Below are 23,884 nucleotides of genomic sequence, written 5' to 3' on the forward strand. Positions count from 1 at the left end.
ACCCACGTTGCCCCCTGTTTCGAGATCTGTCAACCTAGACACATGTCGAAACAAGCTCTGCCGGTGGTCGACCTGTACACCGTGGCCTGCTGCGCCCCGATCGCGGTCCGCCCGATGGACGCCGACCAGGCAGCCGTGGTCGCCCCGATGTTCAAAGCCCTGGGCGACCCGATCCGGCTACGACTGATGTCGATGATCGCCTCCGTGCCGGAGATCTGCGTCTGCGACCTGACCCCCGCGTTCGACCTGTCCGGACCGACCATCTCGCACCACCTGAAGGTGCTGCGCGACGCGGGCCTGGTCGACTCCGAACGACGCGGCACCTGGGTCTGGTACCGGGTCCGCCCGGAAGCCTTCCGCCAACTCGGCGCGCTGCTGGACATCCCCACCGCATCCACACCGGCCACCGCGTGAACCTCGCCCTGACCCGGCGGGCGTCCGCGGAGTTCACCGGCACCGCCCTGCTGGTCGCCGCCGTCGTCGGCTCCGGAATCGCCGCCTCCCGGCTCTCCCCGACCGACGCCGGACTCCAACTCCTGGAGAACGCGATCGCCACCGCCCTCGCCCTGGGCGCGCTGATCCTGACGTTCGGCCCGGTGTCCGGCGCGCACTTCAATCCGGTCGTCTCCGCCGTCGACTGGTGGCTCGGCCGCCGCGCCGGCACCGGCCTCACCGCCCGGGACCTCGCCGCCTACGTACCCGCGCAGATCTCCGGAGCCATCACCGGAGCGATACTGGCGGACCTCATGTTCGGACTACCGGCCGTCACCTGGTCCCGCACCAACCGGACCGGCGGGAACCTGTGGCTGGCCGAGATCGTCGCCACCGCCGGCCTGATCCTGCTGGTCTTCGCCCTCGCCCGAACCGGCCGCACCACCGCTGCCCCGGCCGCCGTGGGCGCCTACATCGGCGCGGCCTACTGGTTCACCTCGTCGACCTCGTTCGCCAACCCCGCCGTCACCATCGGCCGTACGTTCACCGACACCTTCGCCGGCATCGCCCCCACCAGCCTGCCCGGCTTCGTCGCCGCCCAGCTCGCCGGCGGCCTGGTCGCCGTCGCCGGCCTCGCCGCCTGGTACCCCCACGCCGGGCACGCCGCCGACGCCGTGGTCGTACCCCACCCCTCCCGAGAGAGCGAAACCCGATGACCACCAAGCCCAGCGTCCTGTTCGTCTGCGTCCACAACGCCGGCCGCTCCCAGATGGCCGCTGCCTGGCTGCGCCACCTCGCCGGCGACACCATCGAGGTCCGCTCCGCCGGCAGCGCGCCCGCCGACCAGATCAACCCCGCCGCCGTCGACGCCATGCGGGAGGTCGGCATCGACATCACCGACCAGACCCCGAACCGACTCACCTGGGACACCGCCGAAACCAGCGACGTCATCATCACCATGGGCTGCGGCGACGCCTGCCCCGTCTTCCCCGGCAAACGCTACGAGGACTGGACACTCACCGACCCCGCCGGCCAACCCCTCCACGTCGTCCGCCAGGTCCGCGACGACATCAAGACCCGGGTCACCGACCTGCTCACCAGCATCAACCGGAACGGCTGACCGTCAGTTCGGCGACTCCACGTGTCACGGCGACCGCCACCGGGTCAGCCGGCCAGGTGGGACCAGCGGTCCGACAGGTCGTTCCAGGCTCCCTGGGCGACCACCTGTCCGCCGACCAGCACCACCACGTGGTCCGCCTGAAGCAGGGCCGCCCGCTTGGACGTCGACCCGACCACCGTCACCCCGGACTTCCGCAGCGCCGCCCAGAGCGCCAGCTCGGTGGTGACGTCCAGGGCGGAGGAGATGTCGTCGGCGATCAGCAGTTCGGTCTGCGGCGCGAGCGCGCGGGCCAGCGCGAGCCGCTGCAACTGTCCGCCGGAGAGCCGGGTGCCCTTGTGCCCGATCAACAGCCCGAGCCCGGCACCGGCCGCTGCCAGGTCGTGGTCGAGCTGCGCGGTGGTCACCGCGCTGGCCGCGTCCACCTCGTGCCCGAGCGTCACGTTGTCGACCACGGTGCCGGAGAGCACCCGGGGCAACTGGCCGACGTAGCCGACCTGGTTGGGGCGGAGGAACAGCTCCGGTTCGGTGACCGGCTCCCCGTTCCAGCTCAGGTCGCCGGTGTGGTGCACGATCCCGGCCAGCGCCCGCAGCAGCGACGACTTCCCGGCGCCGACCGGCCCGACGACCAGCACGAGCTGGCCGCGCTCCACAAGCAGGTCGATGTCGTGGACGGCGACCAGGCCGTCCTCGTGCACCGCCGAGAACCCGGTCAGCGTCAGCCGGCGCAGCGGACGCCGGAGGGCCGGCTCGGGCGCGGGCGCGGTACCGGCGGCCAGGTCGACTCCGGGCACCGCCGCCGAGTACGCGGCGACACCGGTCATCGCCACCGCCCGACGCGTCCACACCCGGGCCGACGGGAAATGGGCGATCAGCGACGCGGTGGTCCAGGCGAACCAGCGGGCCGCGCCGAGCGTGGAGACCGCGACCAGGGTCGCCCCCGCCGACAGCCCGCCGGTGAGGAAGAGCCCCCACGCTCCGATCGGCAGCAGTCCGCTGACCACCGAGGGGGTCGACCGGGACCACACCTGCGCCGAGATCTCCCGGCGCTGCCGGTCGCTGCGGACGGTGTCCAGGACGGACAGGTGGTCCAGCACCGGACCGGTCGCCCCGGCGAGCTTCACCGTGCGGGCCGCCGACAGCGACGACACCAGGGCGGTGGCGAAGGCCGCCCGGGCCGCCACGGTGGCCCGGGCGGAGCGTTCCAGTCGGGGGCCGAACAGCGTCGCGGCGAACGCCGAGACCGCCATCGTGCCGAGGAAGAACAGTCCCGGTACGACGCTGCCGGAGACCACGGTCATCGCGGCCACGACCACCAGGCTGGTGGCGTTGTCCATCACGTTGTCGGCGAGCTGTACCACCCGCTCGGTGTCCCCGCCCTGGGCCACCACCTCGGCCGGGGTGTGCTTGCTGACCCGGCGTGCCCCGGTTTGTCCGTGCACCAGCCGGGCGCTGATCCGCAGGCTCTGCCGGACCCACCACTGTGGGAACCACAGGTTGGTCACGTACGCCACCGGCAGGGTGACCAGGAGCGCGACGACGATGCCCAGGGCCGGCAGCCACACGCCTCCGACGCCGTCGACGAGGTCGGCCCAGAGCCAGGGCAGCACCGAGCCGTCCAGGCCGACCACCGCGACCACCGTGAACATCACCAGGCAGAGCATCCCGTACCGGGAGTCGTTGACGACGAGACGGAGGATCTCCCGCGCCGTCCGGGCCGGCGGGACCGCCGGCAGGGGCGGCGCCTCGACCCTCGCCACGGTCGGCTCGGCCGGTGCCGGACGGTCCACCACGGCCACCGCCGACCGTGGCGCGACGCCAGCCCCACCGCCCGACGCGCCACCGCCGGACACACCACCACCGGACGCGCCCCCCTCGCGGCCCGTCCCCGGGCCATCGCCGTCGTGGCCGCCGCCGGTGGTGACGAGGACCCGGCCGTCCGGATCGGCGTCGATCAGCCCGTCCGGGCCGTCGCCGGTCCCGGCCGACGAGTGGGCGTACGAGCTGGTGTGGCTGGCCGCCAGCAGCCGGGCGAAGTTCTCCGACTCGCGCAGCGGACCAGCCTCGACCACCGTGCCGTCGGCCAGCACCACCACCTCGTCGCAGCGTCGCACCGAGGAGAGCCGGTGCGCGATGACGATGCCGATCCGGTCGGCGAGCAGGCGTTCGGTGGCCCGCTGCACCCGCGCCTCGGTGACCGGGTCCAACCGGGCGGTCGCCTCGTCGAGGATCACCACCCGGGGGTCGCGGACCAGGATCCGGGCGAACGCGACGAGCTGCTCCTGACCGGCGGAGAGGACGTAGCCGCCCTCGCCCAACCGGGTGTCCACCCCGTCGGGCAGCTCCGCCACCCACTCGTCCAGCCCCAGCTCGCGCAGGGCATCAGCGGCGTCGTCGAGTAGCTCCGGGTCGAAGAGCGCAACGTTCTCGGCGAGGGTGCCGGCGAGGATCTCGGTGCGCTGGGGCACCACGGCGACGAACCGGCGCAGCTCCTCGAGGTCCAGGTCGAGCAGGTCCGTGCCGGCGAGGAAGACCGCCCGAGGGGGCAGCTCGACGGCGCGGGAGAGCACCTTGGCCAGGGTCGACTTGCCCGACCCGGTCCGCCCGACCACCGCGTACGAGCGGCCGGGCGCGAAGGTGAGGTGCACGTCCCGTAGGGCGGGGCCGCGCCCGCTGTCGCTGGTGGGGTACCGGAAGGTCAGCCCCCGGATCTCCAGCCGCCCGGGCACCGGTGACCGGCCGCCGGTCGGTTCCTGCCGGGCGTCGGCGAGCAGCAGCACCCGGGCCCACGCACCGAGAGCGGCCTGGAGTTGCGGGACCATCCGGGTCAGGTGCTCGACGGTGCCGCCGAACGCGAGCACGAGCAGCCAGATCGCGGTCAGCCGGGCGCCGTCGACGCGGCCGGTGACCAGCGCCCACCCACCGGCGAGGACCACCGCGCCGATACCGAACCGGGTGACCACAGTGGCGACGGTGCTGACCTCGGCGGTGAGTTTCCACACCCGCTTCCCCCGGTGCAGCACCTCGGCCGTGCGCTGGGCGAACAGCCGCAGCACGTACGGGCGGGCCAGGGTGGTCCGGACGTCGTCCTGGCCGTGGATGGCTTCCTCCATCACCGCGGCCATGTCCGACCAGGCCTCCTCCTCGGCCATCCGGGCCGGGGCGATCCGGCTGGTCGGACCGCCCAGCAGGAGCAGCAGCAGCCCGGACAGCAGCAGCATGCCGAGCCCGGCCGGCCACCAGACCAGCAGGGCGACCACGGTGGAGATCACTCCGGTGGCCAGCGCCTGGGTGAGCCGGACGCCGACGTGGCGCACCTCCGCGCCCACCTGGTAGACGTCGTTGTCGATACGGTCGAGCAGCTCGCCGACCGGGGTGTTCTCCAGGGTGGGCAGGTCCTGGCCGAAGGCGACCCGGCACAGTCGTCGCCGCACGTCGGCCGTCCAGTCGGCGGTCAGCCCCGCCATCACCAGGTTGATCACAAGGTCGGCGACGACGGCGGCGACCAGCGCCACCGCCAGGAGCACGAAGAGCAGCCCGGAGCGGTGCAGCAGCACCGGTCCGGCCAGGGCCGCGGCGGCGGCCTGACCGGCGGAGCCGAGCAGAATCAGAACGGCCACGAACGTCACCCGGCGTGGCGAGGTGACCCACAGATCGCGGAGCAGACGCATGGAAGAAGATCCTCCGGTCGTGGGTGGCGGAAGGTCCAGCCTCTCCGGCAACGCGCCACGACTCAACGTATTTACGCCACCCCGGCGGGCTGGCTCAGAACAGCACGGTGGCCAGGGTGCCGACGGGCCGGAAGCCGCACCGCTGGTACACGCGGCGGGCGGGCAGGTTGAAGTCGTTGACGTACAGGCTCACCGTCGGCGCGACCCGCAGCAGGGCGTCCCGCACCACGGCCGCCATCGCCGCCACGGCGATCCCCCGTCCCCGCCACTCCGGGGCGACCCAGACTCCCTGGACCTGGGCGGTGCGCCGGGTCACCACCGCTAGTTCGGCCTTGAACACCACCCGGCCGTCGACGAACCGGGCGTACGCCCGCCCGGCACGGACCAGTTCGGTGACCCGCCGACGGTAGCTGCGGCCCCCGTCGTCCACCAGCGGCGACACCCCGACCTCCTCGGTGTACATCGCCACCGCCGCCGGGAAGAGCGTGTCGACCTCACCGACGCGGACCTGCCGCACCTCCCGATCGACCGGTACGGCGGGCAGCGCGTCCGTGGCCAGCAGGGGTTGGTTCGGGCGGACGTCGCGGGCCGGCCCCCAGGCCACGGAGAGCCGCTCCCAGAGTCCGAGGACGGCGTCCGCGCGCCCGACGATCGAGGAGCAGATCCGTTCCTCGCCGCCGAGCAGGTCGGCGAAGGCGGCGACGGCCTCCTGGTCGGCCAGCACCGGGGTGAGGTTGCCGCCCAGCCAGCAGATCGACTCGACGTGGCGGCGCGGTCCGTACCCGAGGACCCGCCCCTCCGCCCGCCACCAGGCCAGTCCGCGCGCGGCGACCCGTTCCGCCACCTGCGCCCCCGCGTAGGGGTCGCGGTCGAGCAGCCGCTCCACCGCACGGCGCTCCGACTCGCCCAACTGCCGTACCGGCACCGTCAGCACGGATACCAGCCTGCCAGATGCACCCGTCGTCGCGCCGGGCGAGTGGCGAGCCCGCCGCGACGTCCACCGACCCGGCGACGGATGGTCACCGGGTCGGTGTGTAGACGTTCGTGGTTCAGTGGACGGTGACCGTCGCACCGCCGACCAGTTCGCGCAGGTCGTCGGGGAGTTCCGCGCCCATCTCGTCGGCGATCCGCAGTGCCTCCTCGATCAGCGTCTCCACGATCTGCGCCTCGGGCACCGTCTTGACGACCTTGCCCTTGACGAAGATCTGGCCCTTGCCGTTGCCGGAGGCGACGCCGAGGTCGGCCTCGCGCGCCTCGCCCGGACCGTTGACGACGCAGCCCATCACGGCCACCCGCAGCGGCACCGGCAGCCCCTCCAGGCCGGCGGTGACCTCCTCGGCGAGCTTGTAGACGTCGACCTGCGCCCGCCCGCAGGACGGGCAGGAGACGATCTCCAGGCCGCGCTCACGCAGGCCGAGCGACTCCAGGATCTGGTTGCCGACCTTGATCTCCTCGACCGGCGGGGCGGAGAGCGAGACCCGGATGGTGTCGCCGATGCCCTCGGCGAGCAGCGCGCCGAACGCCACGGCCGACTTGATGGTGCCCTGGAAGGCGGGGCCGGCCTCGGTGACGCCCAGGTGCAGCGGGTAGTCGCAGCGCTCGGCGAGCTGCCGGTACGCCCGGATCATCACCACCGGGTCGTTGTGCTTCACCGAGATCTTGATGTCCCGGAAGCCGTGCTCCTCGAAGAGCGAGCACTCCCAGAGCGCCGACTCGACCAGCGCCTCGGCGGTGGCCTTGCCGTACTTGGCGAGGAGTCGCTTGTCCAGCGAGCCGGCGTTCACGCCGATCCGGATCGGCACGCCCGCCCCGGAGGCCGCCGCGGCGATCTCCTTGACCTTGTCGTCGAACTGCCGGATGTTGCCCGGGTTGACCCGGACGGCGGCGCAGCCGGCGTCGATCGCGGCGAAGACGTACTTCGGCTGGAAGTGGATGTCGGCGATCACCGGGATCTGCGACTTCTTGGCGATGGCCGGCAGCGCCTCGACGTCGTCCTGGCTGGGCACGGCCACCCGGACGATCTGGCAGCCGGACGCGGTCAGCTCGGCGATCTGCTGCAACGTGGCGTTGACGTCGGCGGTGAGGGTGGTGGTCATCGACTGTACGGAGACCGGCGCGCCGCCGCCGACGGGCACCGGGCCGACCATGATCTGCCGGCTGGTGCGGCGGGGGGCCAGGGCCGGGGGCGGCACGGCGGGCATACCGAGACTGACAGCGGTCACTTCAGATACTCACCTTGAGAAGAGCGTGATCGGGTTGACGACGTCCGCCGTGATGGTCAGCAGCGTGAACGCGCCGCCGACCAGGATCACCGCGTACGTGAGCGGCATGAGCTTGAGGTAGTCGACGCGGCCGGGGTCGGCCTTGCCGAACCGGGCGTAGAGCCAGGACCGGGCGCGTTCGAACCAGGCGATGGCGATGTGTCCGCCGTCCAGCGGCAGCAGCGGCAACAGGTTGAACACGCCGATGAAGAAGTTCAGCGAGATGAAGAGCAGGAGGAAAACCTCCGGGGCGTCGTTGGCGAGCGCCTCGCCGCCGAGCCGGCTCGCGCCGACCACGCTGATCGGGGTGTCCATGTCCCGCTCGCCGCCGGTGATCGCGTCCCAGAGGGCGGGCACCTTCTGCGGGATGCGCTTCATCGCCTCGTACGTGCCGACGGCCATGTTGCCGGTGTACTCGGCGGTCGCCCCGAAGGCGTCGACCGGGCTGTAGGTGACCATCTGCGGGGTGGTCAGCCGTAGGCCGATGCCGAGCGCGGCGGCCGGCCCGACCGGGCCGTCCGGGTCGTCCAGCGGGGGCCGCTGGGTGGTGGCGAGGGTGGCGGTGGTGGTGGCCGGCTGACCGTCGCGGACGTACCCGATCTCGGCGGTGCTGCCCGGCGCGGCGGCGCGCAGCGCGACGAGCAGGTCGCCGTAGTTGCCGATGGAGGTGCCGTTGAGGGAGGTGATCCGGTCGCCGCTGCGCATTTGGGCCTGCGCGGCCGGGCTGGCCGGATCGGCGGGGGTGCACTCGCGTGCGACGTTCTCCGGCACCACACACTCGCCGAGCGCGATCACCGCCGGCTCCTTGCGGACCTGCTCGTCGTTGGTCGGGAGGTCCGGGTTGGGCAGGCCCATGGAGACGGCGGCGAACCAGACCCCGATGATGGCGAGCGCGAAGTGGGTGATCGAGCCGGCGGACATCACGATGGTCCGCTTCCAGACCGGGTACCGCCACATGGCGCGCGGCTGGTCGGCCTCCTCGACGTCGTCGTCCTGCGGGGTCATCCCGACGATCTTGCAGAAGCCGCCGAGCGGGATGCCCTTGATGCCGTACTCGGTCTCGCCCCGCTTGAACGACCAGAGGGTGGGACCGAACCCGACGAAGTAACGGGTGACCTTCATCCCGAACGCCTTGGCGGTGAGCAGGTGCCCCGCCTCGTGCAGGCTGACCGAGATGAGGATGACCAGGGCGAAGAGCACCACCCCGAGCAGGTTCGCCATCAAGCTCCCTTCACCGACGCCGAGATGATCTCCTGCGCGTGCGCGCGGGCCCAGGACTCCGCGGCGAGCACGTCCTCGACGGTACCTGGTTCGTCGAAGTCGGGAGCGGTCTCCAGCACCCGTTCGAGGGTGTCGACGATGCCCAGGAAGGGCAGTCGACCGGCGACGAAGGCGGCCACGCACTCCTCGTTCGCCGCGTTGTAGACGGCCGGCCGGCACCGGCCCGCCTCGCCGGCCGCCTTGGCCAGCCGGACCGCCGGGAAGGCGTCGTCGTCGAGCGGGAAGAACTCCCAGGTGTGGGCGGTCGTCCAGTCGACGGCCGACGCGGCCTCCGGCACCCGGTCCGGCCAGCCGATGCCGAGCGCGATCGGCAGCCGCATGTCCGGCGGGCTGGCCTGGGCGATCGTCGAGCCGTCGACGAACTCGACCATCGAGTGGATCACCGACTGCGGGTGCACCATCACGGTGATGTCGGCGTACGGCACGTCGAACAACTCGTGCGCCTCGATCACCTCAAGCGCCTTGTTGACCATGGTGGCCGAGTTGATCGTCACCACCGGCCCCATGTTCCAGGTCGGGTGGGCGAGCGCCTGCTCGGGGGTGACCTGCGTCAACTCGTCCCGCCGCCGGCCGCGGAACGGGCCGCCGCTGGCGGTGACGATGAGCCGTCGCACCTCGCCCCGCGTCCCGGACCGCAGGCACTGGGCCAGCGCCGAGTGCTCGGAATCCACCGGAACGATCTGCCCCGGCCGCGTCACCGCGGCCTTCACCAGGGGGCCGCCGGCAACCAGGGACTCCTTGTTGGCCAGGGCGAGCGTACGCCCGGCGCGCAGCGCGGCCAGGGTCGGCGCGAGCCCGAGCGAACCCACCACCCCGTTGAGTACGACGTCACAGGGCCACTCGGCCAGCTCGGTCATCGCGTCCGGCCCGGCGACGATCTTCGGCAACCGGAAGTCGCCGGTGGCCCAGCCGCGCCGACTCGCCTCGGTGTAGAACGCGAGTTGGAGGTCCTGCGCGGCGGACGCCTTGGCCACCCCGACCGCCTCGACGCCCAGTTCGAGGGCCTGGGCGGCGAGCAGCTCGACGTTGCCGCCACCGGCCCCGAGCGCGACCACCCGGAACCGGTCCGGGTTACGCCGCACGATGTCGATGGCCTGGGTGCCGATCGACCCGGTGGAACCGAGCAGGACGACCTTTCGGGGCGAAGTCACCCGTTCATTCTTCCCCACCACCCGATCGGGCCCCGAACAGCCCACCCCCGCACCCCGCCACCTGGGTCGTGCTCCTAGTTACCGGGCGGGGGTGTCGAGGGGGCGTCGGGAGACTCGTCGTCGAGGAGAGTGGCGGGGTCGATGGCGAACTCGAAGGGGCGGACCATCTGGAAGGTGGTGCCGGCGGCGGCTGCCGCCAGCGGGCGGTACTCCCCCTCGACCAGCTCGTACAGCGCCAGCGTGGGGACGCGGTTACGCAGGTCGACCCGGAGGAAGAAGGGCACCCCGGCGGCGGCGTACTCGCGCGGGCGGTCGATCACGTCCTTACGCCGGTTCCCCGGCGAAACGATCTCCCCGAGCAAGACGGCGTCGCTGATCGGCATCGTCCGCCGGCCACCGCCCGAGACGGTCAGCACGACGAAGTCGGGAATGAACAGGTCGGTTCCGGAGGTGATGTTCACTGCGTGGTACACCCAGAGTCCGGCCCGTCGGGCTGCCTGCTTGAGCAGGTACGGCAGCTCACGCTCGACCGACTGGTGGTCGACTCCCGCGTGTGGTGTCACGATCACGTTCCCGTTGAGGACCTCGGCCTTGGGGCCGTTGGTCTCCGGCAACAGCTCGAGGGCGAGCGCGGCGGTCCACGGCCCGTTGTGCCAGCAAAGCGCGTCGAACGACGGCTCGGCCTGCTGCGACACCGGCTCGGGCGTCATCGCGGGCTGCGCCACGGGCCCACCCCCTTCGCGGGACATCCTGCTGCCCACCAGCCCAGTCACGCCAGCCCGTACACACCCCGTCGGACACCGTGTGCGACCTCCCGAGACGCCAAGCAAGGACGCGGAATCGAGTTGGCTCAGCGCCAGTCGAATACGTATCGGCCAGCCTTCCGGTCGTACGACTCGCCAATGTCTCGCCGAGTCAACCCGAACTCGTCCTCCGCCCACCGGCACATCGCGACCGAGAGACCTTCCGTCTGGAAATCGCATTCCTGATAGGAGATTTTCAGCACGGACACGGTAACCGGCTGACCGCCGACCTTTTCTGAGATCTCAGCCGCCACCGCAGCCAGCCCCTTACGCATTCGATGCAGGTGGACAAACCCGTGCGGCATCGTGGCCGAACGACGAGGTATGCGTCCGGCTCCTACGTGCTCCTGCGATCCAATTGCGAAGGCTACTCCAGCATCGAATCCTCGTCGAACCCCAACTCATCCTCGATGCACAGATCTACCGCCGCATGCCACCGAATGGGGTTCGGCCACGATTCGGTAGTCATCTCCCTGAGATACCGGCGAGCCTCCTCGGTGTCGATATCACCCAGGGCACCGATAGCCTTCTGAGACAGCCAATAGGCTGGAGCGTCGGACTCCAGCGACCGCTTGACAACTTGAAAAATTGTCCCTGCAGCAGCAACCGCCCTTACCTCGCCGAGGATGTCAACCAGGTCCTCTTCATTCAGGCCATCACGAACGTCAGCATCAAGTATCAACTGAAGCACCTCACCCAGTCCGGGCGCATTGAGCACAGCAGCCAGGTTGGCGAACCGCTCAACCCGGCGCCAGTCCCGTACCGCCGCAGCGTCCCGGATCCAACCAGATATGGACCTGACCGTTTCCGGAAACTCCGCCACGACAGCTTGGGCGCATTCCGCAGTCATATAACATCTGGACAGAAAGTTATCGACCGCGTCGGCACGGTGAGCCGGATACGACACTAGCCATTCACCCTTTCGGACTGACCCACTGCCACTCACGTCGGGTCATTCACCAATTGGCCCACTCCTAGGAATAAGTGGCGACAAAAGTTGTTCCAGCTCTTCATCAGACATACTTCCATCTGCCGCCCGACCGCTCCACTGCTCCGCGCGCCGAATTGCTCCGACGGGCAGCTTGAAAGCCAGGAAGAGGCAGCTAGCGAACTTGAAAAAGGTGGCGCCGGAACCAAGTTCCTCACGTAGCCATGACGCGATATCGACAGCCGAATCGCCAGCCGCAGCACGGCTCCGCAGCGCAACAACCACATCATCGTCTTCGGTCATCTTCAGAACACCACCTCAACGTCCTTCGGTTGACGCTGCACCTTGCTTCCTGCGCTGTCCGGGCCGCTGGGCCTGGTAACGGTGGCGCGGCGGCCAACGAGCCGCCGCGCCACCGGTCCGGTTTGGAGTCAGCTTGCGCCGCAGGGAGACTGCCGACCAGTTGTGATTGCCCCTGGTTCGTCGGTTCAACTACGCGACAGGAAGGCTCCGGTTGCGGTGGCGTGTGCGAAGGCGGCCCACGCGGTGGTGGGGGGGTGGGGGGGGAAGGTCAGCATCGGACCCTGCCGGTCCTTGCTGTCCCGTACGCCGACCACGTCGGGCAGGTTCGTCGCCACCTCGACACAGGTGGACCCGCCGTTGCCGCTACGGGTCGACTTCCGCCAGATAGCACCGGTCAGGTCCATGACTTCACCAACTCCCGAACGAAAGACCAGGATGCCCTGCGCGGCAACGCCTGACCAATAGGTTCTCCCAAATGCGTTGAAGGCTATCAACGTCCTCTAATTGGTCTGGGACGCGCCACCAACGGATTATCGAGGTATGCCATCTCGCCTCCGCCCGGCGTCCCGGCTCAGATGAGCGCCAGCCAGGACGGCGTACATGCCGGCGTCCGCCGGCACCACGTACCGGCGGAGACGTGGCCTCTACGCCCTCAGCGGCCGCGGGTGAAGGTGCCACTCGCCGTGGCACAGGCAAACGCCGTCCACGCGGCCGGCGGGAAGGTCAGCACCGGTCCCGGCCGGTCCTTGCTGTCCCGTACGCCGACCACGCCCGGCAGGTTCGTCGCCACCTCGACACAGGTGGCACCACCGTTGTCGCTACGGGTTGACTTCCGCCAGACAGCTCCGGTCAGGTCCATGACTTCGCCACCTCCTGAACGAGTTCCCGGGACGCCCGACGAGGCAACGCCTCACCCCGCAAGCTTTCCCATCTACGTTGAAGGCTATCAACGTCCTCAGGGCGGTCGGTGATCTGCGCCCGGAGAGGCGTATCGAGGTGCAGCACCTCGCCGCCGTCCGGCATCTTGGCAAGGATGAACGGCCCGGCCAGGCCGGGATGCATCCCGATCTCGGCCGGTACCACGTGCAGGTCGACATGCGGCAACTCGATCACGCGCAGCAGGTGCTCGAACTGCTCGGCCATCACGGCCGCCTCACCCACCCGTCGACGAAGTACGGCTTCGTCGACGACCACGACGACCTCCGGCGACCGCTCCTTCGACAGGATGGTCTGACGTTCCATCCTGGCCGCGACACGTTGCTCGACTTCGCTCTCCCGCAAGAGTCCGCCGCCGCGCAACACGGCGCGGGCGTACGCCTCCGTTTGGAACAACCCAGGGATGAGACACGGCTCGAACCAGCGGATGAGCGTGGCTTCCTTCTCGACGCTGATCCATTCACGGAACCAGGGTGGGGCGGCGTCGGCGCGGACCAGGTTGAGCATCCGCTCGAAGAGGCCACCGGCCGCCAACTCCGCGTCGACCCGGGCGATGAAGTCCTGCGACGGCGTCCGGTGACCGATCTCCACCATGCCCACCAGCGACGACGAGTAGTTGATCCGCTGAGCCAGATCCTCCTGACTGAGCCCGGACTCCTTCCGCGCCCGCCGTAGCTCTCCGCCCAGGAACTCCAGCGTCGTCACCCGACCGCTCGCCATCACACCTCCACCACACGACCACCGTCGCCGCCACCGCCCACCACCTGGGCCGATGCGGTCGGCACGAGCCGGACCGAGAACCCGCGCCACCTTCCGAACGTAGTCATCTGATCGCACATTGTGAACAGATGACGCGACGAAAGGTGACCCGATGCCCCGCTCCCCCAAGCCCGTACCGCTGGCCCCTCGACACTGTCGTGACTGGTCACGCCTTGGCCGGTACTGCCGCTGTGGCCTGCGCTGGCCCTGCCCGGACCGGCTGGCGCCCGTACCAGTGGAGGAACCGGCACCGCCCCGGCCGCGTGCCGTGCCGACGCAGCGGGAGCCCCGGTGGGCCGGGCCGACGCTCGTGCTCTGGGTCGGTACGGCGTCGCTGGTGACGCGCGGTCAGGCGCACCGGGCGCGGGCAGCCCGGCGATGAGCGGCGTCTCGCTGGCCGAGCTGCGCCGGCACGTCGCCGCCCGCCCGGCCTGGCGGTGCCGGGTCTGTGCCGCACCCTGGCCGTGCCAGCCCGCGAAGCTCGGCCTGCGCATCCAGTACGCCGGCAACACCGTCGCGCTGATGCTCTATCTCTGCGCGCTGCTGCACGATGCCATCGAGGACCGGCTCGGCACCAGCCCCGGCGACGTCGACCCGACCGGCCTCTTCAGCCGTTTCGTCGGCTGGGCCCGCCGGCGGTCACCGGATTCAGTCGGCTGAGGAAAGCAGGCCGCGACCGCGCAGCAGGTCGAACAGTTCGTCTCGCTGGGTGGCCGTCAGCCCCGCGATCGATACGGGGATCACCTGCTGCCAGTTGATCCGGAGAAGAATCTGGTCGGGTATCTGCACGACGTCTTTCAGCGCCTCCCACCGGATCGTCCCCTCAGTCAGGGCGTTGGCGCTGTGGATGCCGTCCTCGCTGAACGTCCAGGTCATCGGGATGCCGTGCAGCTTCCAACTGGCCCGCACCCCAAGCCGGACGACGAGCCAGGGCACGACCGCGCAGACGACCGCGCCAGCCAGGCAGGCCCACGCCCACCGCCCGCCGGTGAACAGCAACAATCCGGCGAGCAGCCCCAGCACGGGGACACAGAACCAGTACGGCAGCAGCGCCCAACGGTAGACCCGGCGTACGGCCGCAGTGAGCCTCTGCCGGTCGGGCTGCGTCTCGAAGCTGATGATCACGAACGGGGAGGATACTTGTCGGCCGGCAGCACGAAAGTGTCCGTCTCGATGCCGCCGTACCAGTCGGTGCGCCGCCCCACGTAGGTCATGCCGAGCCGCCGGGCCACCGCCTTCGACGGCTCGTTCCCCGGGTCCACCACCGCGTAGATCTGCTCCGTGCCGGCCGCGAACTCGCGGTCGACCATCGCCCGGGCCGCCTCGGTGGCGTACCCGTTGCCCCAACAGTCCGGGTGCAGGTGCCAGCCGACCTCGATGTCGTCGGTGAGCACGCCCTCGTCCCTCCCGGGGAGCCGCTTGAGCAGGATCGTCCCGGCGACCTGCCCGCTGCCCCGCAGCTCGATCGCCCAGATGCCGTAGCGGCCGTCCGGGGTGGTCCGGGCGTGCCACCGGCGGACCATGTCGACCGCCTGCTCGGGAGCGGTCAGCGGCCACCCGGGCACGAACCCGAACCAGCGGACCACCTCCATCCGGGAGTACATGTCGTACGCCCGGGCCAACTCGGCCGGTTCCTCCGTTCACGGTCGAATCACCAGACGTTCGGTTTCCGCGACAGCAGCCATGGGCGGGAGCGTAATGCGCGCCGCCGCCCACAGCGAACACCTTTTGATCGACGCCCGTAAGCAGGGGACGGTCAGGGGCGGAAGGGGCCGGTCACCTCGTAGGTGATGCCGTCGGAGCCGGCGATGTTGCCGCCGGGGCCGCGCTGGGAGGAGAAGTAGAGGCGGCGGCCGTCCGGGGAGAAGGCGGGGCCGGTGATCTCCGACTCGGACTGGCCGGGCAGGCGGAGGAACGGGGCGACGACCCCGCTGGGCGTGATGATGTTGATCTCCATGTTGCCGCCGTCCTCGGCCACGTAGAGGTCACCGCTCCGGGTGCCGGTGATGTTGTCGACGTTGGTCAGCGTGGCGGTGCCGGGCGGCACCAGCGAGTCGTCGTACGCCAGGTCGAGGCGTTGGTTGACCGCATCGTACGCCCAGACCCGACCGTCGCCCTTGGTGGTGAAGTAGCAGACGCCCCGGTCGTACCAGCAGCCCTCGCCCCCGGCGAAGCGCTTTGCCGCGCCGACCTGCTTGCGGGTGGCGGTCGGAATGCCGTCCCGGTCCGGGATGTCGGCCCAGGTGACCGGTCCGGCGACCTGGTCGGCCGGGGCGCAGAGCACCTGGAGCCGGCCGTTGCGCAGGTCGCCCCAGATGTCCGGAAGGAACCGGTAGAAGCAGCCGTCCCCCTCGTCCTCGGTCAGGTAAACCGCCCGCCGGTCCGGGTCACAGGCGGCGGCCTCGTGCTTGAAGCGGCCCATCCGGCTGCGCTCCTCCGCCTCGCGGCTGCCGTCCGGCCAGGTCTCGTAGACCACGCCGAGCGGCGTCTCCTCGCAGGAGAGCCAGGTGCCCCACGGGGTGGCCCCACCGGCGCAGTTGAGGTTGGTGTTGGAGAGGATCCGGTACGCCGACGCGATCGACCCGTCGGCCCGGAAGCGCACCGCAGACGCCCCGCCGACCAGCGGGACCTCCGAGTTGGACACGTAGATCCAGCCGTCGGCGGTCGGGAAGCAGGCCCCGCCGTCCGGGGCGGGGTGCCAGAGGTGCCCGGTGCCGGGCACGATCCGGCTGGAGCGGGCGATGATCCGGCTGGTGAAGCCGGCGGGGAGTTCGACGCCGTTGGCGTCGACGGGGAGCAGGTTGCCGTACGGGCTGGGGCCGGGCTGGGCGACGGCGGCGAAGGCCTGCTGCCAGAGGGCTCCGGCGAAGGTGGCGGTGCCCGCGCCGAGGACGGCGGCGCGTAGGACGGTACGACGCTCCACGGTTACCTCCAGAGATAAACGTCAATGCCCCGACGACCCTACGGCCGTCGGGGCATTGATCGCAGCCCCTATCGGGTTAACGCGGCGTGACGCTCGTCGGCCGGGGCGGGTTCCTCGTCCCCGGACTCCGACTCGCGGATGCCGTACCGGCGGTAGACCCGCCCGAGCGGGCCGGGGGCCCACCAGTTCCACCGGCCGAGCAGCCGCATGCTCGCCGGCACCAGCAGCGCCCGGACCAGCGTCGCGTCCACCACGATCGCCACGATCATGCCGACGCCGATCAGCTTGATGTAGGCCATCCCGCCGGTGGCGAAGCCGGCCACCACGACGATCAGCAGCAGCGCGGCGGCGGTGATGATCCGCCCGGTGTACTGGAGACCGGCCGCGACCGAGGCGGTGTTGTCACCTGTGCGGTCCCACTCCTCGCGCACCCGGGACAGCAGGAAGACCTCGTAGTCGGTGGCGAGGCCGAACAGGACCGCGAGCATGAAGATCGGGTTGCTCGGCTCGACGAAGCCGGTCGGGGTGAAGCCGAGCAGGTCGGCGAAGTGCCCGTCCTGGAAGATCCAGACCACCACGCCGAACGACGCGCCGATCGAGACCAGGTTCATCAGCACCGCCTTGATCGGCAGCACCACCGAGCCGAAGGCGAGGAAGAGCACGATCAGCGTGGCCGCCGCCATCAGCAGCGCCATCCAGGGCAGCCCGGCGGAGAGACTGTCCAGCAGGTCGCGGTCGGCGGCGGGCCGCCCGCCGACGAGGACCTCCGCACCGTCCGGGACGGGCAGCGTCCGGATCGCCCGGACCGCGTCCTGGGCGACGTCGCCGGTCGGCTCGCCGGTGTAGGTGACGCTGAGCAGGGTCGAAGTGCCCTGGTTGGCCGCCACGGTCACGCCGGTCACGCCGTCCACCCCGGCCACCCGGTCGGCGAAGGGCTGCACCTGCTCGACCGGCGCGCCGGAGACCAGTACGTCGATCGGGGCGACCGTTCCGCCCGGGAAGTCGTCGCTGATCCGGTCGGCGACCACCCGCGGCTCCGAGCCGATGGGCAGCACCCGCTCGTCGAAACCACCGAACTCCATTCGCAACGACGGCACCGCGAGCACCACCAGCACCGCCACGACGCCGAGTAGGTAGGGCACCGGGCGGCGCATCACGCTCCGCGCGATCCGGGCCCAGGCGCCGCCGGTCACCGCCGGCTCCGCGCGCCGCCGCCACTTCGGCAGCGGTACGCGCAACGCGTTGATCCTCGGGCCGAGCACCACCAGCAGGGCCGGCAGCACGGTGAGCGAGGCGATCATGGCGATCAGGACGGCGGCCACCCCGCCGAGCGCCATGGAGCGCAGGAAGGCCATCGGGAAGATCAGCAGGCTGGACATGGCCAGGGCGATGATCAGCCCGGAGACCAGCACGGTACGGCCGGCGGTGGCCATGGTCCGGGCGATGGCCGCCTTCACGTCGCGGCCGGCGTCCAGTTCCTCGCGGAACCGACTGACGACGAAGAGCGCGTAGTCGATCGCCATGCCCAGGCCGAGCAGCGTGATCACGTTGATCGCGAAGATCGACACCTCGGTGAACATGTTCAGCACTCGGACCGCGATGAACGCGCCGAGGATGGCCAGACCACCGATGAGCAGTGGGGTCATGGCGGCGACCAGGCCCCGGAAGATCAGGATGAGCAGCACCAGCAGCACCGGCATGGAGAGGATCTCGGCCTTGGTGATGTCCTCGGTGGTCTGCTCGTTCGCCACGTGCAGGAAGGGCACCGTGCCGCCGGTCTCGGTCCGTACCCCGGGGGTGTCGAAGGCCGGGACCAGGTCGGCGTACGCGGCGGTCTTGTCGTCCTCGTCGGTGGCGCGCAACTGCACCAGGGCGTACGTGGCCCGGCGGTCGTCGCTGACCAGGGTCGGCGCCTGGGTTTCGTACCAGCTCGTCACCTGGCGCACCTCGGGGTGCTCGCGCAGCCGGGTGAGGGTCGCCGTGACCGGATCCCGGAAGGCCGGCTGGTCGACGGTGGTCGTGTCGTCGGAGAAGAGGACGATCACGTCGGCGCCCTGCGGCCCCAGTTCCTCGGTGATCCGGGCGGCGGCCCGGCTCGACTCGCTGGCCGGGTCGTCGAAGCCCCCGCCGGTCAACTGGCCGAAGACCGCCGCGCCCCAGGTCGCGCCGATCACGACCAGGGCCAACCCGGCGGCGAGCACCGTCCAGCGCAGCCGCACCACCATCCGCCCCCACCAGGCGAACATGGCATCCCCCTTAACCGGCCTCGAGGCCGTACGATGTGACTGTCGATTATTGGAGTGAACACCGTTAACCAGTGAACGGCGTTAACTTACGCAACGGTGTTCCCGTACGTCAAGGAGCCTGCCCGGAATGACCCCACCGAGTCGGCGTGAACGCCTCCGTACCGCAACCGTCTCCGAAATCAAGGACGGAGCACGCCGGTTGTTGGTGACGGGTGGACTCGACGCCGTCTCGCTGCGGGCCATCGCGCGGGACATGGGCATGACCGCCCCCGCGATCTACCGCTACTTCCCCAGCCTGGAGGCACTCATCGCCGGACTGGCCGCGGATTTCTACGACGAGCTGCGGCAGTCCGTCGAGGCGGCCCGGGACGCTGCCGGGGACGATCCGATCGACCAACTGCTCGCCATGGCCCGGGCGTTCCGCCGCTGGGGGGTCGGCAACCGGGCCGAGTTCACCCTGATCTTCGGCAACCCGGTGCCCGGGTTGGAGGAGTTCAGCGACGCCTGCGCCGACGCGGACCACCCCGGCGCGCAGCTCGGCACGGTGTTCCTCCGACCGCTGGCCACCCTCGCCGAGCGCACCGGTCTGCGCACCCTGCCCCGGGAGCAGCTCGAACGGCAGCTCGGCGACCGGCTCGCCCCGTTGCGCCAGAGCCACGGCGACCTGCCGCTGGAGGTCGCGTACGCCTTCCTGAGCGGCTGGACTCGGATCTACGGACTGGTCGCCATGGAGGTCTTCGACCACCTGCGCTGGGCGATCACCGAACCGGAGGCCCTCTTCGAGACCGAACTGGCCGCCTTCGTCGCCCAGCTCACCCCGGTGCCGGACGGGTCCGATGCGGCCGAGGCCACCGGGCGGATCACCCCACAGCGGCCCCGGTCGCAGTAGGCTGCCCGAGCATGACAAGCGAGCTGCCGTCCCGCGCCGACGTCGTGATCGTCGGAGCCGGACACAACGGTCTGGTCTCCGCCGTCCTGCTGGCCCGCGCCGGTCTGCGGGTGGTGGTGCTGGAAGCCGCCGACGTGATCGGCGGAGCCGCCCGGACGGAGAACCCGTTCCCGAAGGTCCCCGACCTGCGCCACTCCACCGGCTCCTACCTGCTCGGGCTGATGCCGCCCGAGCTGCTCACCACCCTCGACGTCCGCATCCCGGTGCTGCGCCGCGACCCGCACTACTTCCTGCCCACCCCGGGTGGGCTCGGCTCGCCGTACCTGCTGATGGGGAGCGACCGGGCGGCCACCCGGACGCAGCTCGCGGAGTTCTTCTCCCCCGCCGACGTGGCCGCCGACGACGCCATGCAGGCCGAGCTGGGCGCGCTCCGCGACGATCTCGCCCCGGCCTGGCTGGCCGAGCCGCTGCCGGTCGAGGAGACCGCCGAGCGGTACGTCCGCCCGGCCCTGCGCCAGACCTTCGTCGACCTGGTGCGCGGCTCCGTCGCCGACTACCTGGCCCGGTTCGACTTCCGCTCCGAGCTGCTGGTCAGCATGTACGCGGTCACCGACGGGCTTTCCGGGCTCAACGCCGGCCCGGACGACCCGGGCACCGGGCACAACTTCCTGGCACACAACATGTGCCGGCTCCCGGGCGCGGACGGCACCTGGATGATCGCCGAGGGCGGGATGGGCACCGTATCCCGGACCTTCGCCGAGGCCGCCCGCGCTGCCGGGGCCAGCATCCACCCCGGTACGCCGGTCGCCTCCGTCCTCGTCGACGACGGGGCGGTCTCCGGGGTGGCGCTCACCGACGGCCGGACGGTACGGGCCCGGGTGGTGCTCGGGGCCTGTGACCCGTACCGGCTGATGGAACTGGTGCCCGACGGCGCGCTGCCGGCCCCGCTCACCGAGCGGATGACGGCGGTCCGCCGTCCGGGCAGCACGTTGAAGGTCAACCTGGCGCTACGCGGGCTGCCCCGCTTCTCCTGCCTGCCGGCGGACGCGCCGAGCCCGTTCGGCTCCACCATCCACCTGCTCCCCGGCTCGGCGTCGCTGGTCGGCGGGGACGCCACCTCGCCGATGACCGCGCTCCGGGAGATGTGGGCGGACGTACGGGCCGGGCGGCTGCCCGCCGAGCCGACCATCGAGTGGTACCTGCACACCACAATCGACCCGTCGTTGCAGGACGACGCCGGGCACCACTCGTCGGCGCTGTTCGTGCAGTCCGTGCCGTACGAGTTGGCCGGCACCACCTGGGACGACGCGCTCCCCGACTACGTCTCCCGGTTGGTCGACATCTGCGAACGGTACGCCCCGGGCACCGCCGACCTGATCGCCGACGCCGTGCCGCTCACCCCGCCCGGCATCGAGGCGCACTTCGGCATCACCGGCGGGCACATCCACCACGTCGACAACACGGTCTCGTTCACCGACCGGATGCCGTACGCCACCGGCCTCGACGGCCTGTACGCCGGCAGCGCGGGCTGCCACCCGGCGGGCAGCGTGATCGGCGCCGCCGGCCACAACGCCGCCCGCCGCATCCTCGCCGACCTGGCCACCTGACCCTGCCCCTGCCTGCGGCTGACGGCTGACGGCTGATCAAGGGGTTCGCGTCACGGAACGGGCGATCCGGTGGCACGGACCCCTTGGTCAACGCGCAAAAGGCAGGTCAGGCGGGGGTGGTGTCGGCGCGGTGGGCGCGGATCTTGTGGCCGACGCTGGTGAGGCAGCGGCCGCTGGAGAGGTCGAACTTCCAGCCGTGCAGTTGGCAGGTGAGCTGGTCACCCTCGATCACACCGAACCGGGTCAGGTCCGCCTTCAGGTGCGGGCAGCGCCGCTGCACCACCCAGTCGCCCAGGGTGATGTCCTCGGCGTCGCTGCTGCGCTCGTGCTCGTCGTACCAGCCCTCGGCGTACTGCTGGCGCTCCCGGGAGAGACACTTGAAGAACGAGTAGACGAACTCGTTGTACTGACCGATCCGGGCGGCGGAGAAGCGGCAGGAGAGGAAGAGCGAGTTCACCCAGTCCACCTCGCCGATGTGCAGCAGGTGCTCCACCAGTGCCCGCTCGGTACGGAAGCGGTAGCGGACCTTCTCGTCCGCGTACGGCCGCACCTCCTTGCCCGGGAAGTCCACCACGATCGATTCAACCGATTCTCCGTCGTAGCCGACCAGGTCGAAGCGGACCGGGCCGCCGACCCCCTTGGCCAGGTAGACCGACTCCTCCAGCAGCGGCTCGACGCGCCGCTTCATCTCCTTCAGGACGTCGATCTCCGGGTGCCGCCAGGACGCCTTCTCCGCCTCGATGACCGGGCGCTTACGCTCCCGCATCTCCTCCAGGTGGGCCACCTTGTTGGCGAAGAACTCGTCGACCGGCACCGGGTGGCTGGTCTCGCAGGAATCCGTGGTGACCTCGGCGACGCTGCCGGGCAGCAGCACGACCCCGTTGGTCCCGCCGACCTTGGCGTACTCGGAGATGAAGACCGACTGGTCGGGGAAGATGTTCCCCTCGTCGCCGTGGATGTCGTTGAACTGCCACAGCTCGTCGTCGAGGAAGCAGGGCGGCCCGGCGATCGGGAAGACGTGGTCGGCGTTCAGGTCGTTGATGTAGCGCCAGGTGCGGTCGAACTGACGGTCCCGCTTCTGCTTGCCGAAGGCGGTCTTGGCGCTCTGCGGCAGTTCGTAGACCATCGGGTACCAGATCGCGCCGGAGAACTGGAGCATGTGCGCGTGCACGTGCCCCAGTTCCGCGAACATGCTCAGGTCGGTGGGGCGGGCGTCGTTCTGGTTGAGCAGGCGTACGCCGTCGTACTCCACCCAGAGCGCGGAGTCACCGATCGGTCCGTCGGTCGGGCTGGTCAGCGACTGAATCATGATCTTCAGCCCGCCGTCGAGTTCGTGCACCTCCTCGTTGCGCGTCCGGAGGAAGTTGGTGAAGCCCAGCTCGCGGAGTTCGTCCTCCATCTCGGAGGTGGGAAACGCCGGCAGCAGCACCGTTGCCTTCTTCGACACGAACCGCTTCAGGTGCGCCGCGTCGAAGTGGTCCCGGTGCAGGTGTGAGACGTAGAGGTAGTCGACCTGGCCGAGGGTCTCCCAGTCGAGCTGGGAATTGTCCGGGAACGGGAACCACGACGCGAAGTAGGCCGGGTTGACCCAGGGGTCACAGAGGATGCTGCCCGCAGCCGTGTCGATCCGCATGCTGGCGTGCCCCGTACCGGTCACTCGCACCGTACAGTCCCCCTCAAAAACGACAACCAAGGTGTACGACATGACGCTACCGGAGTGACTCTGGCCGCCGAACCGCGACGCCGGTAGTGCCCTTCGCTCCGGTCAGCGGGACGACCGGCGGGACAACCGGCGGGACCTAGGCCCGGATCAGGGCCGCCTCGTCAGGGCACGACGGGGCGTACGGGGCCATCGCCGGCCGGACCCTGCGCCGGCCTCGGCACAGGGCGTGCCAGACTAACCGGAGATCCGATCGCGAGGGAAGGACCGACAGTGGCAGGAAGCGAGCCGGTAACGTCGCCAGACCAGCACAAGCCGGGGTACCGCAAGGCCGGTCAGATCGGCGCGGTCCTCAGCGCGTTGGCGCTGCTGACCATGCTTTGTGGCAACCACGAGGGCAGGGTCGAGGACATCTTCCTGATCGCCGGTGCGGCGCTGCTGCTGCTGATCGTCATCGGCGACGTGGTGCTGCGCCGCAACGGCCTGCGGTCCTGACCCGACCGGACGGCGACCCGCCGACCGGTCCGGACGACGTGGCGAGGGCCCGTCCCCATTCGGGGGCGGGCCCTCGGTCGTACCAGGGTCGCCGGATCGGGCCGGCGACCGGATCGCGTCAGCGGCCGAGCAGGATGTCCTGGACGTCCTTCAGGGCCGCGTCGACCTCCGCCTCGAAGTAGCCACCCGGCACCAGCGGGAAGCGCATCGTGTCGAGGTCATTCGGGTTGACCGGCATGGGGCCCCGCCCCGACATTCCCCGAGCAGACTGTTGAAGAAGCGGTCCACCTGCTCCGGGTCGTACCCGCTGCCGAACCGGCGTACCTGGAAACTCCGCCGGATCTGGTCCACGCGGTGGAGGTCGCTCCCCGGCGGACCGGCCATCGGCGGCGGAGCGACCGGCGGCGGGCCGCCCATCGGGG

The 23,884-nt window shown here is 70.6% G+C and carries 25 protein-coding genes; 7 read left to right on the forward strand and 18 right to left on the reverse strand.

The genetic code is table 11. The features are described 5' to 3' along the window. Positions 1-42 precede the first annotated feature (42 nt). From GA0074692_RS17755 to GA0074692_RS17765, 3 genes are read left to right on the forward strand one after another with little or no spacing between them, the layout of a single operon-like run. Positions 43-414, forward strand: a complete 372-nt coding sequence (locus GA0074692_RS17755; protein ID WP_091646074.1) for an ArsR/SmtB family transcription factor — start codon at positions 43-45, stop codon at positions 412-414. Further along, positions 411-1,148, forward strand: a complete 738-nt coding sequence (locus tag GA0074692_RS17760) for an aquaporin (protein WP_091646075.1) — start codon at positions 411-413, stop codon at positions 1,146-1,148. Before GA0074692_RS17755 ends, GA0074692_RS17760 begins: the two co-directional genes overlap by 4 nt. Next, on the forward strand, positions 1,145-1,552 hold the full coding sequence (locus tag GA0074692_RS17765) for an arsenate reductase ArsC (RefSeq protein ID WP_091646076.1): 408 nt from the start codon (positions 1,145-1,147) through the stop codon (positions 1,550-1,552). Before GA0074692_RS17760 ends, GA0074692_RS17765 begins: the two co-directional genes overlap by 4 nt. 44 nt (positions 1,553-1,596) lie before the next feature. On the opposite strand, the gene GA0074692_RS17770 is transcribed toward GA0074692_RS17765, so the two are convergent. From GA0074692_RS17770 to GA0074692_RS17815, 12 genes are all read right to left on the reverse strand, one after another. After that, positions 1,597-5,220 carry an ATP-binding cassette domain-containing protein gene (locus tag GA0074692_RS17770; RefSeq protein ID WP_091646078.1) on the reverse strand — a complete coding sequence of 1,208 codons (3,624 nt, stop codon included), beginning with the start codon at positions 5,218-5,220 and terminating at the stop codon, positions 1,597-1,599. Between the two features lie 94 nt (positions 5,221-5,314). Continuing rightward, the gene (locus GA0074692_RS17775) at positions 5,315-6,154 is read right to left on the reverse strand and encodes a GNAT family N-acetyltransferase (RefSeq protein WP_091646080.1); all 840 of its coding nucleotides are present in this window, start codon (positions 6,152-6,154) and stop codon (positions 5,315-5,317) included. Positions 6,155-6,269: 115 nt separating this feature from the next. Next, a complete protein-coding gene (gene ispG, locus GA0074692_RS17780) occupies positions 6,270-7,442 on the reverse strand; it encodes a flavodoxin-dependent (E)-4-hydroxy-3-methylbut-2-enyl-diphosphate synthase (RefSeq protein WP_091646082.1) in 1,173 nt (390 codons plus the stop codon). Between the two features lie 9 nt (positions 7,443-7,451). Further along, positions 7,452-8,702 carry a M50 family metallopeptidase gene (locus GA0074692_RS17785; RefSeq protein ID WP_091646084.1) on the reverse strand — a complete coding sequence of 417 codons (1,251 nt, stop codon included), beginning with the start codon at positions 8,700-8,702 and terminating at the stop codon, positions 7,452-7,454. Continuing rightward, positions 8,702-9,913: a 1-deoxy-D-xylulose-5-phosphate reductoisomerase gene (gene dxr, locus GA0074692_RS17790; RefSeq protein WP_091646086.1), complete on the reverse strand. Its 1,212-nt coding sequence runs from the start codon at positions 9,911-9,913 to the stop codon at positions 8,702-8,704. The genes GA0074692_RS17785 and dxr overlap by 1 nt, the downstream gene beginning before the upstream one ends. Before the next feature lie 74 nt (positions 9,914-9,987). Further along, a complete protein-coding gene (locus tag GA0074692_RS17795) occupies positions 9,988-10,638 on the reverse strand; it encodes a Uma2 family endonuclease (protein ID WP_176738487.1) in 651 nt (216 codons plus the stop codon). 125 nt (positions 10,639-10,763) lie between these two features. After that, a complete protein-coding gene (locus GA0074692_RS34800) occupies positions 10,764-10,970 on the reverse strand; it encodes a hypothetical protein (RefSeq protein WP_176738488.1) in 207 nt (68 codons plus the stop codon). Positions 10,971-11,083: 113 nt separating this feature from the next. Beyond that, positions 11,084-11,539: a hypothetical protein gene (locus tag GA0074692_RS17800; protein ID WP_091646088.1), complete on the reverse strand. Its 456-nt coding sequence runs from the start codon at positions 11,537-11,539 to the stop codon at positions 11,084-11,086. Positions 11,540-11,668: 129 nt separating this feature from the next. Further along, positions 11,669-11,947 carry a hypothetical protein gene (locus tag GA0074692_RS34040; protein WP_141725322.1) on the reverse strand — a complete coding sequence of 93 codons (279 nt, stop codon included), beginning with the start codon at positions 11,945-11,947 and terminating at the stop codon, positions 11,669-11,671. 185 nt (positions 11,948-12,132) lie between these two features. Beyond that, complete coding sequence (locus GA0074692_RS17805; protein ID WP_091646089.1) at positions 12,133-12,351, reverse strand: DUF397 domain-containing protein; 219 nt, start codon at positions 12,349-12,351, stop codon at positions 12,133-12,135. Between the two features lie 248 nt (positions 12,352-12,599). Beyond that, positions 12,600-12,806, reverse strand: a complete 207-nt coding sequence (locus GA0074692_RS17810) for a DUF397 domain-containing protein (protein ID WP_091646096.1) — start codon at positions 12,804-12,806, stop codon at positions 12,600-12,602. Then, positions 12,797-13,603, reverse strand: coding sequence for a helix-turn-helix domain-containing protein (locus GA0074692_RS17815; protein ID WP_245730351.1), 807 nt, complete (start codon positions 13,601-13,603; stop codon positions 12,797-12,799). Before GA0074692_RS17815 ends, GA0074692_RS17810 begins: the two co-directional genes overlap by 10 nt. A 417-nt stretch (positions 13,604-14,020) precedes the next feature. Between GA0074692_RS17815 and GA0074692_RS17820 the strand changes: the two genes are divergently transcribed. Continuing rightward, a complete protein-coding gene (locus tag GA0074692_RS17820; RefSeq protein WP_091646098.1) occupies positions 14,021-14,302 on the forward strand; it encodes a hypothetical protein in 282 nt (93 codons plus the stop codon). On the opposite strand, the gene GA0074692_RS17825 is transcribed toward GA0074692_RS17820, so the two are convergent. The 4 genes from GA0074692_RS17825 to GA0074692_RS17840 form a co-directional block, all read right to left on the reverse strand. Then, a complete protein-coding gene (locus GA0074692_RS17825) occupies positions 14,291-14,767 on the reverse strand; it encodes a YcxB family protein (RefSeq protein ID WP_091646101.1) in 477 nt (158 codons plus the stop codon). The two genes, GA0074692_RS17820 and GA0074692_RS17825, sit on opposite strands and share 12 nt — an antisense overlap. Continuing rightward, entirely contained in the window at positions 14,764-15,264 is a 501-nt protein-coding gene (locus GA0074692_RS17830; protein ID WP_245730352.1) for a GNAT family N-acetyltransferase, read from the reverse strand. The genes GA0074692_RS17825 and GA0074692_RS17830 overlap by 4 nt, the downstream gene beginning before the upstream one ends. A gap of 134 nt (positions 15,265-15,398) precedes the next feature. After that, positions 15,399-16,565 carry an alkaline phosphatase PhoX gene (locus GA0074692_RS17835; RefSeq protein WP_091646103.1) on the reverse strand — a complete coding sequence of 389 codons (1,167 nt, stop codon included), beginning with the start codon at positions 16,563-16,565 and terminating at the stop codon, positions 15,399-15,401. Between the two features lie 68 nt (positions 16,566-16,633). Next, positions 16,634-18,811 carry an MMPL family transporter gene (locus GA0074692_RS17840; RefSeq protein ID WP_091646105.1) on the reverse strand — a complete coding sequence of 726 codons (2,178 nt, stop codon included), beginning with the start codon at positions 18,809-18,811 and terminating at the stop codon, positions 16,634-16,636. 127 nt (positions 18,812-18,938) lie between these two features. On the opposite strand from GA0074692_RS17840, the gene GA0074692_RS17845 reads away from it, so the two are divergent. Both GA0074692_RS17845 and GA0074692_RS17850 read left to right on the forward strand, forming a co-directional pair. Next, positions 18,939-19,700, forward strand: a complete 762-nt coding sequence (locus GA0074692_RS17845; protein WP_091646107.1) for a TetR/AcrR family transcriptional regulator — start codon at positions 18,939-18,941, stop codon at positions 19,698-19,700. Between the two features lie 11 nt (positions 19,701-19,711). Continuing rightward, the gene (locus GA0074692_RS17850; protein WP_091646109.1) at positions 19,712-21,307 is read left to right on the forward strand and encodes a phytoene desaturase family protein; all 1,596 of its coding nucleotides are present in this window, start codon (positions 19,712-19,714) and stop codon (positions 21,305-21,307) included. 106 nt (positions 21,308-21,413) lie between these two features. On the opposite strand, the gene GA0074692_RS17855 is transcribed toward GA0074692_RS17850, so the two are convergent. Further along, complete coding sequence (locus tag GA0074692_RS17855; protein WP_091646112.1) at positions 21,414-22,970, reverse strand: Rieske 2Fe-2S domain-containing protein; 1,557 nt, start codon at positions 22,968-22,970, stop codon at positions 21,414-21,416. Between the two features lie 270 nt (positions 22,971-23,240). Here GA0074692_RS17855 and GA0074692_RS17860 point away from each other — a divergent pair, with 270 nt between their 5' ends. Further along, positions 23,241-23,462 carry a DUF2631 domain-containing protein gene (locus GA0074692_RS17860; RefSeq protein WP_091646115.1) on the forward strand — a complete coding sequence of 74 codons (222 nt, stop codon included), beginning with the start codon at positions 23,241-23,243 and terminating at the stop codon, positions 23,460-23,462. A 118-nt stretch (positions 23,463-23,580) separates the two neighbouring features. Here the strand turns inward: GA0074692_RS17860 and GA0074692_RS36995 are convergent, their stop codons facing one another. Beyond that, positions 23,581-23,700, reverse strand: coding sequence for a DivIVA domain-containing protein (locus tag GA0074692_RS36995; RefSeq protein ID WP_425413415.1), 120 nt, complete (start codon positions 23,698-23,700; stop codon positions 23,581-23,583). Positions 23,701-23,884 lie beyond the last annotated feature (184 nt).

This window comes from Micromonospora pallida, assembly GCF_900090325.1.
Classification (GTDB): Bacteria; Actinomycetota; Actinomycetes; order Mycobacteriales; family Micromonosporaceae; genus Micromonospora; species Micromonospora pallida.

Coding starts and splice junctions, on each gene's coding strand:
- GA0074692_RS17845 (WP_091646107.1), top strand. CDS start 18,939: ATGACCCCACCGAGTCGGCGTGAACGCCTCCGTACCGCAACCGTCTCC.
- GA0074692_RS17770 (WP_091646078.1), bottom strand. CDS start 5,220: ATGCGTCTGCTCCGCGATCTGTGGGTCACCTCGCCACGCCGGGTGACG.
- GA0074692_RS36995 (WP_425413415.1), bottom strand. CDS start 23,700: ATGCCGGTCAACCCGAATGACCTCGACACGATGCGCTTCCCGCTGGTG.
- GA0074692_RS17840 (WP_091646105.1), bottom strand. CDS start 18,811: ATGTTCGCCTGGTGGGGGCGGATGGTGGTGCGGCTGCGCTGGACGGTG.
- GA0074692_RS17850 (WP_091646109.1), top strand. CDS start 19,712: ATGACAAGCGAGCTGCCGTCCCGCGCCGACGTCGTGATCGTCGGAGCC.
- GA0074692_RS17755 (WP_091646074.1), top strand. CDS start 43: ATGTCGAAACAAGCTCTGCCGGTGGTCGACCTGTACACCGTGGCCTGC.
- GA0074692_RS17820 (WP_091646098.1), top strand. CDS start 14,021: ATGAGCGGCGTCTCGCTGGCCGAGCTGCGCCGGCACGTCGCCGCCCGC.
- GA0074692_RS17810 (WP_091646096.1), bottom strand. CDS start 12,806: ATGGACCTGACCGGAGCTGTCTGGCGGAAGTCAACCCGTAGCGACAAC.
- GA0074692_RS17815 (WP_245730351.1), bottom strand. CDS start 13,603: ATGGCGAGCGGTCGGGTGACGACGCTGGAGTTCCTGGGCGGAGAGCTA.
- GA0074692_RS17785 (WP_091646084.1), bottom strand. CDS start 8,702: ATGGCGAACCTGCTCGGGGTGGTGCTCTTCGCCCTGGTCATCCTCATC.
- GA0074692_RS17805 (WP_091646089.1), bottom strand. CDS start 12,351: ATGGACCTGACCGGTGCTATCTGGCGGAAGTCGACCCGTAGCGGCAAC.
- GA0074692_RS34040 (WP_141725322.1), bottom strand. CDS start 11,947: ATGACCGAAGACGATGATGTGGTTGTTGCGCTGCGGAGCCGTGCTGCG.
- GA0074692_RS17765 (WP_091646076.1), top strand. CDS start 1,145: ATGACCACCAAGCCCAGCGTCCTGTTCGTCTGCGTCCACAACGCCGGC.